14 protein-coding genes are annotated in these 14,884 nt (G+C 39.9%); 7 read left to right on the top strand and 7 right to left on the bottom strand.

From position 1 onward, the window contains the following. The 3 genes from C1642_RS02475 to C1642_RS02465 all read right to left on the bottom strand — a co-directional run. Window positions 1–351, bottom strand: a 351-nt coding sequence (locus tag C1642_RS02475; RefSeq protein WP_146035309.1) for an enoyl-CoA hydratase/isomerase family protein, incomplete at its 3' end; no start/stop codon positions are given. A 20-nt stretch (window positions 352–371) separates the two neighbouring features. After that, window positions 372–1,577: an acetyl-CoA C-acetyltransferase gene (locus C1642_RS02470; protein ID WP_001287646.1), complete on the bottom strand. Its 1,206-nt coding sequence runs from the start codon at window positions 1,575–1,577 to the stop codon at window positions 372–374. A 171-nt stretch (window positions 1,578–1,748) separates the two neighbouring features. Then, window positions 1,749–2,759, bottom strand: coding sequence for an AraC family transcriptional regulator (locus C1642_RS02465; protein WP_000085721.1), 1,011 nt, complete (start codon window positions 2,757–2,759; stop codon window positions 1,749–1,751). A 210-nt stretch (window positions 2,760–2,969) separates the two neighbouring features. Here C1642_RS02465 and C1642_RS02460 point away from each other — a divergent pair, with 210 nt between their 5' ends. The 6 genes from C1642_RS02460 (at window position 2,970) to C1642_RS02435 (ending at window position 10,778) form a co-directional block, all read left to right on the top strand. Beyond that, window positions 2,970–4,088 carry a CaiB/BaiF CoA transferase family protein gene (locus C1642_RS02460; protein ID WP_000205325.1) on the top strand — a complete coding sequence of 373 codons (1,119 nt, stop codon included), beginning with the start codon at window positions 2,970–2,972 and terminating at the stop codon, window positions 4,086–4,088. Between the two features lie 155 nt (window positions 4,089–4,243). Further along, the gene (locus C1642_RS02455; protein ID WP_002001352.1) at window positions 4,244–5,476 is read left to right on the top strand and encodes a carbohydrate porin; all 1,233 of its coding nucleotides are present in this window, start codon (window positions 4,244–4,246) and stop codon (window positions 5,474–5,476) included. A 173-nt stretch (window positions 5,477–5,649) separates the two neighbouring features. Beyond that, window positions 5,650–8,055: a glucose/quinate/shikimate family membrane-bound PQQ-dependent dehydrogenase gene (locus C1642_RS02450; RefSeq protein ID WP_001075596.1), complete on the top strand. Its 2,406-nt coding sequence runs from the start codon at window positions 5,650–5,652 to the stop codon at window positions 8,053–8,055. A 166-nt stretch (window positions 8,056–8,221) separates the two neighbouring features. After that, window positions 8,222–9,865, top strand: coding sequence for a nitrite/sulfite reductase (locus tag C1642_RS02445; RefSeq protein ID WP_000281766.1), 1,644 nt, complete (start codon window positions 8,222–8,224; stop codon window positions 9,863–9,865). Further along, window positions 9,858–10,343 (top strand): DUF934 domain-containing protein, encoded by a 486-nt coding sequence (locus C1642_RS02440; protein ID WP_000935248.1) that lies wholly within the window; start codon window positions 9,858–9,860, stop codon window positions 10,341–10,343. The genes C1642_RS02445 and C1642_RS02440 overlap by 8 nt, the downstream gene beginning before the upstream one ends. Before the next feature lie 81 nt (window positions 10,344–10,424). Next, window positions 10,425–10,778 carry a DMT family transporter gene (locus tag C1642_RS02435; protein ID WP_000457779.1) on the top strand — a complete coding sequence of 118 codons (354 nt, stop codon included), beginning with the start codon at window positions 10,425–10,427 and terminating at the stop codon, window positions 10,776–10,778. Window positions 10,779–10,820: 42 nt separating this feature from the next. Here the strand turns inward: C1642_RS02435 and C1642_RS02430 are convergent, their stop codons facing one another. The 3 genes from C1642_RS02430 to C1642_RS02420 all read right to left on the bottom strand — a co-directional run bounded on the left by C1642_RS02430 (window position 10,821) and on the right by C1642_RS02420 (window position 13,190). Then, complete coding sequence (locus C1642_RS02430) at window positions 10,821–11,264, bottom strand: VOC family protein (RefSeq protein ID WP_001176583.1); 444 nt, start codon at window positions 11,262–11,264, stop codon at window positions 10,821–10,823. A gap of 126 nt (window positions 11,265–11,390) precedes the next feature. Next, the gene (locus tag C1642_RS02425; RefSeq protein WP_000129971.1) at window positions 11,391–12,566 is read right to left on the bottom strand and encodes a thiolase family protein; all 1,176 of its coding nucleotides are present in this window, start codon (window positions 12,564–12,566) and stop codon (window positions 11,391–11,393) included. A gap of 108 nt (window positions 12,567–12,674) precedes the next feature. Continuing rightward, window positions 12,675–13,190 (bottom strand): GspH/FimT family pseudopilin, encoded by a 516-nt coding sequence (locus C1642_RS02420; protein ID WP_000477151.1) that lies wholly within the window; start codon window positions 13,188–13,190, stop codon window positions 12,675–12,677. A gap of 380 nt (window positions 13,191–13,570) precedes the next feature. On the opposite strand from C1642_RS02420, the gene omp38 reads away from it, so the two are divergent. Next, on the top strand, window positions 13,571–14,599 hold the full coding sequence (omp38, locus tag C1642_RS02415; protein ID WP_000777889.1) for an outer membrane protein Omp38: 1,029 nt from the start codon (window positions 13,571–13,573) through the stop codon (window positions 14,597–14,599). A 124-nt stretch (window positions 14,600–14,723) separates the two neighbouring features. Here omp38 and C1642_RS18930 read toward each other — a convergent pair whose 3' ends face one another. Continuing rightward, window positions 14,724–14,882 carry a hypothetical protein gene (locus C1642_RS18930; RefSeq protein ID WP_000692859.1) on the bottom strand — a complete coding sequence of 53 codons (159 nt, stop codon included), beginning with the start codon at window positions 14,880–14,882 and terminating at the stop codon, window positions 14,724–14,726. Between the last annotated feature and the right edge of the window lie 2 nt (window positions 14,883–14,884).

The following is a 14,884-nucleotide window of genomic DNA, read 5'->3' as shown; positions in this document are numbered from 1 at the left end:
GATTTCCCATCCTCCGCCCAGTGCCGTGCCATTCAATGCTGCAACCACGGGAATCCCTAGTGTTTCAATCGTTCTTAGATGACCTTTTAACTTCTCAACCATATTGAAAAAGTCAGTTGCATGCTCAGGTTGAACTTGAATCAGTTCATCTAAATCACCACCAGCAAAGAAAGTTTTTTTTGCTGAGCGAAAAATAACACCTGAAAGCTCTGTTTCTGCTTTAAGTTTCTGGGTGACCTCATCAAGCGAGTCACGAAATTCTGCATTCATGGTATTTGCAGACTGACCAGTTGAATCAAGCGTTAAAATGACAATATTGTCGGCATTTTTTTCGTATTGAATTGCACTCATCTTTATATATCCCTAAATTTTTATACACGTTCAATAATGGTGGCAATACCCATACCACCGCCGACACAGAGCGTTGCTAAACCGCGTTTTTTATTTTGACGTTCAAGCTCATCAAGTAATGTACCCAAAATCATGGCACCGGTTGCTCCTAAGGGATGGCCTAAAGCAATCGCACCGCCATTTACGTTGACTTTTTCAGCAGGCACATTGAGCTCATTAATAAAACGCATCACGACAGCTGCAAATGCTTCGTTGACTTCAAATAGGTCAATATCATCAATTGTTAAACCAGCTTTTTCCAAAGCTTTGCGTGCGGCAGGGGCAGGGCCAGTCAGCATAATGGTTGGATCAGTACCGACTAATGCAGTCGCCAAAACTTTAGCGCGTGGTTTTAAGTTTTGTTCTTTCACTGCTTTTTCTGAAGCCAGTAAAACAAGAGCTGCTCCATCGACAATACCTGATGAGTTACCAGCATGATGAACATGATTTACTTTTTGTGCTTCTGGATATTTTTGCAGGGCAACAGCATCAAAGCCCATTTGCCCCATCATTTCAAAACTTGGGTTGAGCTTTGCTAACCCTTCAAGTGTGGTATTGCCTTTAATAAATTCATCTTTTTCTAAAATCACAACACCTGCGTGATCTTTGACTGGCACAACTGATTGATCGAAATAACCATTTGCTTGAGCTGCCGCTGCTTTTTGTTGTGACTTTACGGCAAAATTATCAACATCTTCTCGGCTATAGCCATCTAAGGTTGCAATGAGGTCAGCGCCGACACCTTGTGGAACAAAAGATGATTTAAGGTTGGTTTCCGGATCTAAGGCCCACGGTCCGCCATCAGAACCCATTGGGATACGTGACATTGATTCAACGCCACCAGCAACCACTAAATCTTCCCAACCAGAACGAACTTTCATGGCTGCCATGTTGACCGCTTCTAAACCTGAAGCGCAAAAGCGGTTAATTTGCACACCTGCAACATCATCATTCCAGCCCGCTGCAATCGCTGCTGTTTTGGCAATATCACCGCCCTGATCACCAATTGGTGTCACGCAGCCCAGAACAATATCATCTACTTTAGATGTATCGAGTTGATGGCGTTGCTGTAATTCGTTTAATAGAGTGGTGAGTAATGTGATTGGTTTTACTTCGTAAAGAGAGCCGTCTTTTTTTCCTTTTCCGCGTGGTGTGCGAATGGCGTCAATAATATAAGCCTCGCTCATAACAGTTCCTTTTTTTATTACTTAAACTTTGTCGTGTTTTTGAGTGTACTGTTTTTAAGAGGGAGTGCAATGACGATAAGCGCACCAGTCAGGTGATGATTTTTGCCAATGGCGATACAAAAAAGCCCAAGTTGAACTTGGGCTAAATGTGAAACTAAAGAGATTTAAGAATTAATGGTAACCATGGAGCTGGCGATATAGACCGGGAGTAACACCAGTCCACTTTTTAAATGCACGGTGGAATGTACTGGTTTCACTAAAACCAACTTGCTGAGCAACATCTTCAAGTGTTAACTCAGGATTGAGTAATAAATGAATCGCAGCATCTCGGCGTAAAGCGTCTTTCACGCCCTGATAGCTTTTACCTTCGGCAGCTAGGCGGCGGCGTAAAGTTTGCGGAGATAAATACAACATTGATGCAACGTCATTGAGCGTTGGCATTTCTTCACCAATTTGACTTTTGAGTACTTCACGAATACGTGAAGTCAACGAGTTGGTGTTTTTGAATTTTACTAAAAGCTGAGCAGGGGCTGCTTTTAAGAATTCTTCTAATGTTTTTTCATCTTGGCGAATTGGTAAGTCAAGATAATCAGCCGCAAAGGTTATTTCGGTACGCGGTGCGTCGAATTGCATAACCGGCGCAAAGAATAACGCGTCATATTCATCTGCATGTGCAGGACGTGGATAGCTAAAATGAACACGTTCTAATGGTAAGCGACGTTCAATCAGCCATGATGCCAATCCATGCCAGATCATGAGCATACTTTCAGTAATGAAATGATCCGGATCTAATGTTTTTGGAATGAGAGGTACTAAACGTGCTTCGTGTTTGTCACGCTCCAGTGTTACTGACCATTCATCACCAAATAATTTGTAAAATTGAGATGAAAGTTCAAGGGCTTGGCCCAAGGTTTTTGCATGAATAATCAACTGACACATAATGGCAAAAGTGCCCAAACGACGCGGTTGTACATCGAAACCGACGTGTTCGTCTTGTGTGACCATCCATAACATTTTTATAAAACGGGTATATTGTTCTGGTGAGATTCGAGCTTTAGGTTGACGTAATAGTTCCGCTTCGATACCCACATGTGAAAGTAACGTCTCGACATCCATGCCAAGGCGCTTTACGCCTGTCAAAGCCGCATTCACGAAGTGGATGCTAATCGTATCGCGACTCATATTGAATCCTTCAGTCTCTTTGATGTTCACTTTAAATTGACCTAAATGACCGTCTAAAAAAATAAATTGGCGATTTACAACAGTGTAAAAGCACTTTTTACATGTTAAATTGCCGAAATGATCAAGGTAAATGGCTGAACATGACATTGTTTTAGAATATTTGCTTAACTAATATAAAAGAAAATTCGAATAATAGTGGTTAAAAAAACGATGACGACTGCATTAAATGGACTTAAAGTTCTCGATTTCTCGACGCTCTTACCTGGACCTTTCGCCACAATGTATTTAGCCGATATGGGGGCAGAAGTCATCCATATTGAATCTCCATCACGTCCAGATCTCATTCGGATTATGCCGCCCTATGCAAATGGGCAGGCGACTGCACATAGTTATCTAAACCGAAATAAGCAGTCGATCGTTCTCGACTTAAAAGATGCTGCAAGTATTGATCTGATTAAAGCCAAGATTTCTGAGTTTGATATTGTGATTGAGCAGTTTCGGCCAGATGTCATGCGCCGTTTAGGGCTGGACTATGCCACCCTTGCAGAAATTAACCCGCGTTTAATTTATTGTTCAATTACAGGTTATGGCCAAACTGGAAGTTATAAAGATCGGGCTGGGCACGACATTAATTATTTAGCTTTAGCTGGTATTGCTGGGTATAGCGGCCGACAAGATAGCGGTCCGCCACCGCTTGGTATTCAGGTTGCCGATATTGCTGGTGGTTCATTACATGCAGTCATTGCGATCTTGGCTGCTGTAGTTGAACGCAGCCGTAGCGGTATAGGTCAATATATTGATATTTCCATGACGGACTGTGTTGCAAGTCTAAATAGTATGGCAGCTTCAGCCACGCTTGCCGCACAAGTTGAACAGGCTCCCGAGCAGGGGATGCTCAATGGGGGGATTTTCTATGACTATTATATGACGCAAGATGGCCGTTATCTTTCTATCGGTAGCCTTGAACCACAATTTATGGCAGGTTTGTCTGCGGCATTAGACTTACCTGTGTTATTACAAAAAGGTGCGTCATTAGATGAGCAAGATCGACAGGAAGTTAAGCAAGCCATTCAAGAAAAAATTAAAGCCAAAACATTCAAAGAATGGCATGAAATTTTTGCAAATCTCGATGTTTGTGTAGAACCGGTATTGAGTTTAAGTGAGGCTTTAAATTCACCGTTAGCACAACAACGTGGATGGATTGTGAATGTTCCTTTGCAAAATAATACGCCAGATACAGAACCACAAATTGCATGCCCAATTAAGTTTTCACGTTCGCAAATGCGATATTCCTTTGTAGGTCAAAAACTTGGCGAAGGGCAGTGGTGAGGTTAAGGGGCTATTTCTTATACAGTATGTATTGAAATTATTATCTGAATAATCAATTGATTAACATTTTGAATAATTTCTTTACATAAAATTAGCGTAACCTTTATAAACAAAGACATAAAAGGTTCGTAAACATGAAAACGCATAAATCTTTGATGGTTTCCTGTTTATCCGTTTTATCAATTACTCTTTTTGTTCAGCATGCACAAGCTGCTGCTGCATTTGACCCAAATGGTTCTTGGATGTTGGGTGATTGGAACGGGCAACGTACAGCGTTGCAAGCACAAGGTTATGATTTTTCTTTTGGATATACCGGTGAATATGCCGGTATTTTAGATTCCAAACAAACATCTACACACGGTAGTGCTTATACAGGGCAACTTGCTTTAGGTTCTCATTTGGACCTAGGTAAAATTTTAGGGTGGCAAGATACAGAAGCTCAAATCACATTAACTTATCGTGATGGGCAATCGCTTTCTGAACATTCTCCAGCATTGGCTGGGCATCAAAGTTCTGTTCAAGAAGTGTGGGGCCGTGAACAAACTTGGCGTTTAACAGATTTATGGATCAAGAAAAAATTCCTTGATCAGAAGTTAGATGTTAAAGTGGGCCGTTTTGGTGAGGGTGAAGACTTTAATAGTTTTGACTGTGATTTCCAGAACTTGGCACTTTGTGGTTCACAAGTGGGTAACTGGGTAGGCGATCAGTGGTATAACTGGCCAGTTAGCCAATGGGCAATGCGTGTCAAATATAACTTGCAACCTGATTTATATACACAAGTGGGTGTATATGAATATAACCCTGAAAACTTGGAACGTGGCAAAGGCTTTAACCTAAGTACAGATGGTTCTCACGGTGCAATTATTCCAGCAGAAGTAGTTTGGTCACCTAAATTAGGTGTGCAAAGCATGCCTGGTGAATACCGTTTAGGTTATTACTATAGTACTGCCGATGCCAAAGAAATTGCAGATTCAACTAAAACATCTCATAAGCAAGGTGTTTGGGTAACTGCAAAACAGAAATTATTCCAGCCAGCTGATCAAACTGACCGTGGTTTAACAGGGTTTGTGAACCTGACTTTCCACGACTCAGATACCAACAAAGTTGATAACATGCAAAATATAGGCTTAGTCTATAAAGGTTTGCTGAATCAACGTCCTCAAGATGAGTTGGCACTTGGTGTTGCTCGTATCCATATCAATGATGATTGGAACGATGTTCAAGCCAAAGAATACGACACCGAATATAATACCGAGCTTTACTATGGTATTCATGCCACTAACTGGCTAACTATTCGTCCAAATGTGCAATATGTTCGTCATGTTGGTGCATTAAAAAATGGTGATAACACTTGGGTAGGCGGTATTAAGTTCTCAACTGCATTCTAAGTAATTATTCCGAAAACGGATTGTCGAGGGCTAAATCATTGATTGAAGTATCCTGACCTTCCGTTTTTTTCTTTATGCCTGAATTTTGTTTTAGACGTATTGGTGATGTCATTTTTCTATAAGTTTTTTGGCACATCTTTCCGATAAAAATGATGATTGATAAGAGGTGGTTTATGAATCAACCTTCTTCAAGATCAGGTTTAACGACTTTTACCGTAATTATTATTGGGTTATTGGCGTTATTCCTGCTAATTGGAGGTATTTGGCTCGCTACACTAGGCGGTTCAATTTACTATATTGTAGCTGGAGTCTTACTTCTCATTGTTGCATGGCAACTCTACAAGCGCGCTTCTGCTGCTTTGTGGGTTTATGCCGCATTAATGCTAGGTACTATTATCTGGAGTGTCTGGGAAGTTGGAACAGACTTTTGGGCGCTTGCACCACGTTTAGATATTTTAGGTATTCTTGGTTTATGGTTATTGGTTCCGGCTGTAACTCGTGGAATCAACAACCTTGGATCAAGTAAAGTTGCCTTATCTTCAACTTTAGCAATTGCAATCGTGTTGATGGTTTATTCTATCTTCAATGATCCGCAAGAAATTAATGGTGAAATCAAGACACCTCAACCAGAAACTGCTCAAGCCGTTCCGGGCGTTGCAGAGAGCGACTGGCCTGCTTATGGTCGTACTCAAGCTGGTGAACGTTATTCTCCATTGAAACAGATTAATGACCAGAACGTAAAAGATCTGAAAGTTGCCTGGACATTCCGTACTGGTGATTTCAAAACAGATAATGACTCTGGCGAAACAACCAATCAGGTTACACCAATTAAAATTGGTAATAACATGTTTATCTGTACGGCTCACCAGCAATTAATTGCGATTGACCCAGCTACAGGTAAGGAAAAATGGCGTTTTGATCCGAAGCTTAAAACGGATAAATCGTTCCAGCATTTAACTTGTCGTGGTGTAATGTATTACGATGCAAACAACACAACTGAATTTGCGACAAGCTTACAAACTAAAAAGTCGACTTCAACTCAATGTCCACGTAAAGTCTTTGTTCCAGTCAATGATGGACGTTTAGTTGCTGTAAATGCTGACACAGGTAAAGCATGTACTGACTTTGGTCAAAATGGTGAAGTGAATTTACAAGAATTCATGCCATATGCTTATCCAGGTGGTTATAACCCAACATCTCCAGGTGTTGTTACTGGTTCAACAGTGGTTATTGCCGGTTCAGTTACCGACAACTATTCAAATAAAGAGCCATCAGGTGTTATCCGTGGATATGACGTAAACACTGGTAAGCTTCTTTGGGTATTTGATACTGGTGCAGCAGATCCAAATGCAATGCCAGGTGAAGGTACAACCTTTGTTCATAACTCACCAAATGCTTGGGCACCTTTAGCATACGATGCCAAACTTGATATCGTTTATGTTCCAACAGGTGTAGGTACTCCAGATATCTGGGGTGGTGACCGTACCGAGTTGAAAGAACGTTATGCGAACTCTATGTTAGCGATTAACGCTTCAACAGGTAAATTGATTTGGAACTTCCAGACAACCCATCACGATTTATGGGATATGGACGTACCGTCACAACCATCTTTGGCAGATATTAAAGACAAATCTGGTAAAACTGTTCCAGCAATTTATGTCTTGACCAAAACAGGTAATGCCTTTGTTCTTGATCGTCGTAATGGTCAGCCAATTGTTCCTGTAACTGAGAAACCAGTTCCACAAACAGTTAAACGCGGACCACAGACTAAAGGTGAGCATTATTCAAAAACTCAGCCATTCTCTGATTTGAACTTGGCACCACAAGATAAATTGACTGATAAAGATATGTGGGGTGCCACTATGCTTGATCAGCTCATGTGTCGTGTGTCATTCAAACGCCTCAATTACGATGGTATTTATACGCCACCATCTGAAAACGGTACTTTAGTTTTCCCTGGTAATTTAGGTGTGTTTGAATGGGGCGGTATGTCAGTTAACCCTGACCGTCAAGTTGCTGTAATGAACCCGATTGGTCTGCCATTCGTGAGTCGTTTAATTCCTGCTGATCCAAACCGTGCGCAAACTGCAAAAGGTGCGGGAACTGAGCAGGGTGTACAGCCAATGTATGGCGTACCTTATGGTGTTGAAATCAGCGCATTCTTATCTCCACTTGGTTTACCTTGTAAACAACCTGCTTGGGGATATGTTGCTGGCGTAGATTTGAAAACTCATGAAGTCGTTTGGAAAAAACGTATTGGTACAATTCGTGACAGTTTACCGAACTTGTTCCAGTTACCAGCTGTAAAAATTGGTGTTCCTGGTTTAGGTGGTTCTATTTCTACCGCAGGTAATGTCATGTTTGTTGGTGCAACTCAAGATAACTACATCCGTGCGTTTAACGTAACGAATGGTGAGAAACTTTGGGAAGCGCGTTTACCAGCAGGTGGACAAGCAACACCAATGACTTATGAAATTAATGGTAAACAATATGTTGTAATTATGGCCGGTGGTCATGGTTCATTTGGTACAAAAATGGGCGACTATTTAGTGGCTTATGCATTACCAGATAACAAATAAAAGTTTGCTATCAAAAAAGCCCGGATTTATCTGGGCTTTTTTTATGTCAATTTAGATTAAAGCTTATCAATAAAACCGTTATTAAATATGCAAAAAAAGCATTTTATTGATGAATAAAAGCTCGCTATGCTATCCGCCTTAATAATGAATCTACTAGCCATACGCCATGTATTTATATACCGATTTCGATCAGCAGCTGATTAATCAACGAGTTGCTCAGTTCCGCGATCAGACAGAGCGCTATTTAGCGGGCAAACTTTCTGAAGATGAATACCGCCCATTACGTTTGCAAAATGGTTTATATGTGCAACGTTATGCACCAATGCTACGTATTGCTGTGCCGTATGGCTTAATGAACTCAAAACAATTACGTAAAATTGCTGAAGTATCAACTCAATATGACCGTGGCTATGCACACGTATCTACGCGTCAAAATATTCAGCTAAACTGGCCTGCACTTGAAGATGTGCCAGAAATTTTAGCTGAACTCGCAACTGTACAAATGCATGCCATTCAAACCAGTGGTAACTGTATTCGTAACACGACTACTGACCAGTATGCAGGTGTAGTTGCTGGTGAAATTGCTGATCCACGCCCAACATGTGAATTGATTCGTCAGTGGAGTACATTCCACCCAGAATTTGCATTCTTACCACGTAAATTTAAAATTGCCGTTTCTGCACTTGAAGAAAAAGACCGTGCAGCAACAGCATTCCACGATATTGGTGTGTATATCGTGCGTAATGAAGCAGGCGAGATGGGCTACAAAATCATGGTGGGTGGTGGTTTAGGCCGTACTCCGATTATTGGTAGTGTCATTCGTGAGTTTTTACCACGTGAAGATTTAATTGCTTATTTAGAGGCAGTTTTACGTGTTTATAACTTACATGGCCGTCGTGATAATAAATATAAAGCGCGTATCAAAATCTTGGTTAAAGCATTAACGCCTGAAGTATTTGCACAGAAAGTTGAAGCTGAATTTGAACACACACGTGAAACATTAAAAATTCAGCCAGAAATCTTGAAAAAATTAGACGAAGAGTTCACGCCGTTTGATTATCAAGATTTAGAAGATGAAGACTTTACAGCTTTATTTGCTGAGCATCCAAAATTCAAACAATGGTTCAATATCAATACGCATGCACATAAAGTAAAGGGCTATCGTATTGTTACGATTTCTTTAAAACGTGCAGGCATCGCACCGGGCGATATGACCACTGAAGAAATGAACTTCATTGCAGATCTCGCTGATAAATATACGTTTGGTGAACTTCGTACGACTCACGAACAAAACATTGCTTTAGCAGATGTGCCTCAAAAAGATTTGTTCGATGTATGGCAAGCGCTTGAACAACACAACATGGCTCGTGCGCATATCGGCTTTATTACCGATATTATTAGCTGCCCAGGTGGTGATTTCTGTTCACTTGCAAATGCGAAATCAATTCCTATTGCTGAAGCGATTACACGCCGTTTTGAAGATTTAGATAAAGTTTATGATCTTGGTCATTTAGACTTAAATATTTCTGGCTGTATGAATGCTTGTGGTCACCACCACGTGGGTAACATCGGTATTTTAGGTGTAGATAAAAAAGGTGCTGAGTTCTATCAAATTACCTTAGGTGGTAATTCAGACCATGATGCTTCCATTGGTGACATCTTAGGACCATCATTTGCAGCAGAAGCCGTGCCTGATGTCATTGAAGAAGTATTAAATACGTATCTTGATTTACGTACCGAAGGTGAGCGTTTCGTTGATACATATCGCCGTGTAGGAATTCAACCATTTAAGGAGCGTGCATATGCTTAATACAGCTCTACCTGTGCTTTATAAAGATGGCACGATTGCAGATAATACTTATCAAATCATTGCTGAAGATGGTGTGATTCCTCAAGGTGACGTTGTTTTAACAACAGCTCAACTCGATCAATTAGCTAACATTCAAGGTAAAAAAGCTTTGTATGTGACCGTAAATGATTCACCTGAAGAGCACACATTTCCATTAAGTGAACTTGATGCAATCTTCATTGAGTTCGCAGGTTTCGGAGATGGGCGTGGTTATTCATTCGCTGCATTATTACGTCGCCAAGGTTTCCAAGGTGAACTACGTGCAACAGGTGATGTATTTAAGGATGTCTTAAATTATTTAAAACGTTCAGGTTTTGATAGTTTTGTCATTAAAGAAGGTAAAGATGTGCAAGAAGCTGCTGCTGGTTTGCAAGACTTTACCCATCCTTATCAAGCTTCAACAGCTGTGCCAAAAGCAAGTTATCAAACTGGTGCTTAAATAGCTTCTAAGTGAAAAGGCTGAACTCAGGTTCAGCTTTTTTTATAAATAATTTTTTAATAACTGAATTGAAGAATAAGAATGTTCGCTTTAATTTCAAAAATAAATCCTGGTGCTTTGTGGTTAATATTCGCTATTGTGACGGATGTACTTTCAACCTTTTATTCAGCTAAAGGCAATGGATTAGTTAATAAAACTGCTCAGGGAATTGCTCTAGTTTTGTATATTATCTCTTTTGCATGCGCTGCTATTGCTTTGAAATATATGCAAGCTGGAATTTTATATGTGTTGTGGTCTGGGGTGGGGGTATTGGCGACCGCTTTTCTCGCAAAGATTTTTCTTGGGCAAAACATTGATGTCGCAGGATGGATTGGGATTGGTTTTATTACAGTCGGTTTAATGATTATTGCGCAATACTCTAATATCGATGTTTAAAGCCCTTATAGAAACACTGAGATCTCTATAAGGGCTAAAGAATTAAGTATCTAACTGGCAGTTAACCATCCATTTGACACCAAATTGATCAGTAAAAGCACCGTATAAAGCGCCCCAGAACGTTTTTTCTAGTGGCATTTCAATTTTGCCATTTACAGATAAGGCATCAAAAAGTTGCTTTGCCTTTTCTTGCTCATCTTTTTCAAGGTTAATTGCAATGTAATGATTATTACCCTGAGTAAATACACTATTTGGTGTACAGAATTGATCAATGACATCTGATGCCATGAGTACAGTGTATTCGTTAATCGGCAGGGAAACATGGAGCACTAAATTTTTTTGAGCTTCGGATAATGTCACACCGTCATTAGGCGGCATATCGCTATAGCGGCTCAGCATGGCAAATTCACCGCCGAATACTGATTTATAAAAATTAAAAGCTTGCTCTGCCTGGCCTTGAAAATTGAGATAGTGATTGAGTTGCATTGTTATTGTCCATTGTTGTTTTCATTTAGAAGAATAAGTTAAAACGGAAAAGAGATTTTGTGGGTCATTTTTTGTAGTTTTTTCATAAAAAATCCCACCGAAGTGGGATTTTAAAAAAAGCTTTAATTAAAGAATTTCGATGGCAACAGCTGTTGCTTCACCACCGCCGATGCAAAGAGCAGCGACACCCTTTTTACCACCAGTACGTTTAAGCGCATGAATAAGCGTAAGAATAATACGAGAACCTGTCGATCCTACAGGGTGACCAAGTGCACATGCCCCACCATGAATATTGACTTTTTCTGGATCAAGTTTGAAATCATCAATTGGGCACATTGTAACCATCGCAAATGCTTCATTAATTTCCCAAAGGTCAACGTCCTGAGCATTCCAACCTGCTTTTTTAAGTACTTTTTCAATAGCGCCAACAGGAGCAATTGTAAATTCTGAAGGATGTTGAGAATTTGACGCTGTGGCTATGATTTTTGCAAGTGACTGTAAGCCGCGCTGTGCTGCAACTTCACTCGATGTTAAAACTAGTGCAGAAGCACCATCAGAAATTGAACTCGCGTTTGCAGCAGTAATTGTACCGTCTTTTGCAAAAGCTGGTTTAAGAGATGGGATTTTATCAATCTTGGCATTTAAGGGTTGTTCATCCTGATCGACAATGACATCCCCTTTACGGGTAGAAACAGTAACAGGTACAATTTCATCTTTGAAGTAGCCTTCAGTAATCGCAGTTTGAGCACGTTTTAAAGAACGAATTGCAAAGTCATCCATTTGCTCACGAGTATAACCACGTGTATTTGCCATATCTTGAGCAAATGAACCCATTAAACGACCAGTTTCAGCATCTTCTAAGCCATCAAAGAACATATGGTCTTTAATTTCACCGTGGCCCATACGGTATCCCGCACGTGCTTTGGGTAAGACATAAGGCGCATTGGTCATCGACTCCATACCACCGGCAACTACAATTTCAGCACTTCCTGCTTTAATCATATCAGCCGCTTGCATTACCGCCTTCATGCCTGAACCACAAAGTTTATTAATTGTCACAGCTCCTGTTGAATCAGGTAAACCTGCTTTACGCATGGCTTGACGAGCAGGGCCTTGCTTTAAACCCGCTGGTAATACGCAACCCATAATGACTTCTTCGACATCTGTAGGCTGTAAACCTGCTCGTGCGATTGCTTCTTTAATTGTTACTGCTCCTAGTTCAGGAGCAGTTAGTCCTGATAGTGATCCTTGAAAACCACCCATAGCAGTACGAGCACCATTAACAATTACGATGTCAGTCATTGTTGTAATCTCCGATTGTTCTTAATCTCAAAATAAGAAATGTTTAAAACCTAAGCAGTATATTGCAAAATGAAGAACGGGTTAGCTTCTGCATTAGACTGTAGAGTTCTAACAATTTTTAAGCTCTTCTAAGCGCACATGGCCCATTTTGCTAAGAATTAATTTAAAGTTTTTAAGCTGGTCATAAGAACAATAGATAAAACTGCCATTCGACTCGATGGGTAATCCAGAACTACCTTGAAAAATAATACTATTTTGTTTTTTTCCAAAACGTTGTAATTTCATAGAACCGTAGTGATGGTTAAGATCTATAGAGGTCAATAATTCTTCATTTAAATCATGCTGTAGATTACGGTTATTATCTACAAAGCTGATTACGCGGTTATCCCAATTCGTATTGCAGACCAATTGATCAGAACTTGGACAAAGAACAACATTCTTATGCCTAATAATTGCGTCATATTTGGCTTTTTGTATATGAATTGTGAGTATGCGCGGCGTATTTTTTAGTTCTACAGATGCCATAAATTGATGGTATAAAGGAATGGCTATAACTGACATAATCACAAGAATTACGAGTGTTATAGTGAGCTCAACTATAGTAAAACCAGGAGATTTAAACATTAAAAAACCTTAATATATGTATAAATAGAGCAATTTTATGTTTTCTGACAATGATTTATATTATTTTTTATAATGAGGAAACACAAAATTAAATAAGGGTTATCAGTCGGCTAGAATACTGGTAAAATCACGGTAAGCGAAACAAAGAAGTTGTTCATATTTGCTAGTTGGGTAAAAAATTACCGAATTACAACGGAAATTGTAAGTAATTTTGTCAATAATTTACTTGATTAAAATTATCAAGCACTTGGAAAGTCTATCAAGTGTTTGTATGATTCAAATGTGAATAGCTTAAAAATAATACTGGGGTAAAAAATATCTCAGGGGCCAATAAATTTAGGCTGAGCTTGAACAACAATTGTTATCTCTGGAGGATATCCATGAAATTGAGTCGTATTGCACTTGCTACTATGCTTGTTGCTGCTCCATTAGCTGCTGCTAATGCTGGCGTAACAGTTACTCCATTATTGCTTGGTTATACTTGGCAAGACAGCGAGCACAACAACAATAAATTAACTGATCATGCTGAATTGCAAGATGATTTATTTGTTGGTGCTGGTCTGGGTGTTGAGTTAACACCTTGGTTAGGTTTTGAAGCTGAATATAATCAAGTAAAAGGTGATCTTGATGGTACTGGCGTTCAAGGCGCTGAGTACAAACAGAAGACTATTGCTGGTAACTTCTATGCAACTTCTGATTTAATCACTAAAAACTATGACAGCAAATTTAAGCCATACGTATTGTTAGGTGCGGGTCAAACTAAAACTGAGTTTGATGGTATCTATGAAGACAAGAAAGATACTATCGGTAATGCCGGTGTAGGTGCTTTCTATCGCTTGAACGATGCTTTGTCTCTTCGTACAGAAGCTCGCGGTACGTATGATTTTGATGAAAAATACTGGCGCTACACTGCTCTTGCTGGCTTAAACGTAGTTCTAGGTGGTCACTTGAAGCCTGCTGCTCCTGTAGTAGAAGTTGCTCCAGTTGAACCAACTCCAGTTGCTCCACAACCACAAGAGTTAACTGAAGACCTTAACATGGAACTTCGTGTGTTCTTTGATACTAACAAATCAAACATCAAAGACCAGTACAAGCCAGAAATCGCTAAAGTTGCTGAAAAATTATCTGAATACCCTAACGCTACTGCACGTATCGAAGGTCACACAGATAACACTGGTCCACGTAAGTTAAACGAACGTTTATCTTTAGCTCGTGCTAACTCTGTTAAATCAGCTCTTGTAAACGAATACAACGTTGACGCTTCTCGTTTGTCTACTCAAGGTTTCGCTTGGGATCAACCGATTGCTGACAACAAAACTAAAGAAGGTCGTGCTATGAACCGTCGTGTATTCGCGACAATCACTGGTAGCCGTACTGTAGTAGTTCAACCTGGTCAACAAGCTCAATAATTTGAGTTCTTGAACAGTAAAAAAGCGACTCGTTAGAGTCGCTTTTTTTATGGCGATTTTTAAAATATTTGGTCATTTGTAAATCTCCTGATTCATAATCTCTTCCAATCATTACTTAAAATAGTTACCAAACACCTTTCTTCAATTGCTGTTTAGTATCTTGCCTATTTCTACGATGTTGAGCACGAGGTTTTTCTGTTTCGTGCATACCACCTTTGTGAAGTAGAGGGGATAGGGCCACTTGATTACGGACCTTAATTTTCGGCATTTCTTTAATTTTCATGT

This window comes from Acinetobacter sp. AKBS16 (assembly GCF_002899995.1).
Classification (GTDB): domain Bacteria; phylum Pseudomonadota; class Gammaproteobacteria; order Pseudomonadales; family Moraxellaceae; genus Acinetobacter; species Acinetobacter baumannii.
Note: the sequence above shows the minus strand (reverse complement) of the source record. Positions and strands in the feature narration are given on the sequence as shown.

Bases quoted from the DNA above. Each gene is read 5' to 3' on its own strand.
- C1642_RS02470 (WP_001287646.1), bottom strand. From the start codon at position 1,577: ATGAGCGAGGCTTATATTATTGACGCCATTCGCACACCACGCGGAAAA.
- C1642_RS02465 (WP_000085721.1), bottom strand. From the start codon at position 2,759: ATGAGTCGCGATACGATTAGCATCCACTTCGTGAATGCGGCTTTGACA.
- C1642_RS02460 (WP_000205325.1), top strand. From the start codon at position 2,970: ATGACGACTGCATTAAATGGACTTAAAGTTCTCGATTTCTCGACGCTC.
- C1642_RS02455 (WP_002001352.1), top strand. From the start codon at position 4,244: ATGGTTTCCTGTTTATCCGTTTTATCAATTACTCTTTTTGTTCAGCAT.
- C1642_RS02450 (WP_001075596.1), top strand. From the start codon at position 5,650: ATGAATCAACCTTCTTCAAGATCAGGTTTAACGACTTTTACCGTAATT.
- C1642_RS02445 (WP_000281766.1), top strand. From the start codon at position 8,222: ATGTATTTATATACCGATTTCGATCAGCAGCTGATTAATCAACGAGTT.
- C1642_RS02440 (WP_000935248.1), top strand. From the start codon at position 9,858: ATGCTTAATACAGCTCTACCTGTGCTTTATAAAGATGGCACGATTGCA.
- C1642_RS02435 (WP_000457779.1), top strand. From the start codon at position 10,425: ATGTTCGCTTTAATTTCAAAAATAAATCCTGGTGCTTTGTGGTTAATA.
- C1642_RS02430 (WP_001176583.1), bottom strand. From the start codon at position 11,264: ATGCAACTCAATCACTATCTCAATTTTCAAGGCCAGGCAGAGCAAGCT.
- C1642_RS02425 (WP_000129971.1), bottom strand. From the start codon at position 12,566: ATGACTGACATCGTAATTGTTAATGGTGCTCGTACTGCTATGGGTGGT.
- C1642_RS02420 (WP_000477151.1), bottom strand. From the start codon at position 13,190: ATGTTTAAATCTCCTGGTTTTACTATAGTTGAGCTCACTATAACACTC.
- omp38 (WP_000777889.1), top strand. From the start codon at position 13,571: ATGAAATTGAGTCGTATTGCACTTGCTACTATGCTTGTTGCTGCTCCA.
- C1642_RS18930 (WP_000692859.1), bottom strand. From the start codon at position 14,882: ATGAAAATTAAAGAAATGCCGAAAATTAAGGTCCGTAATCAAGTGGCC.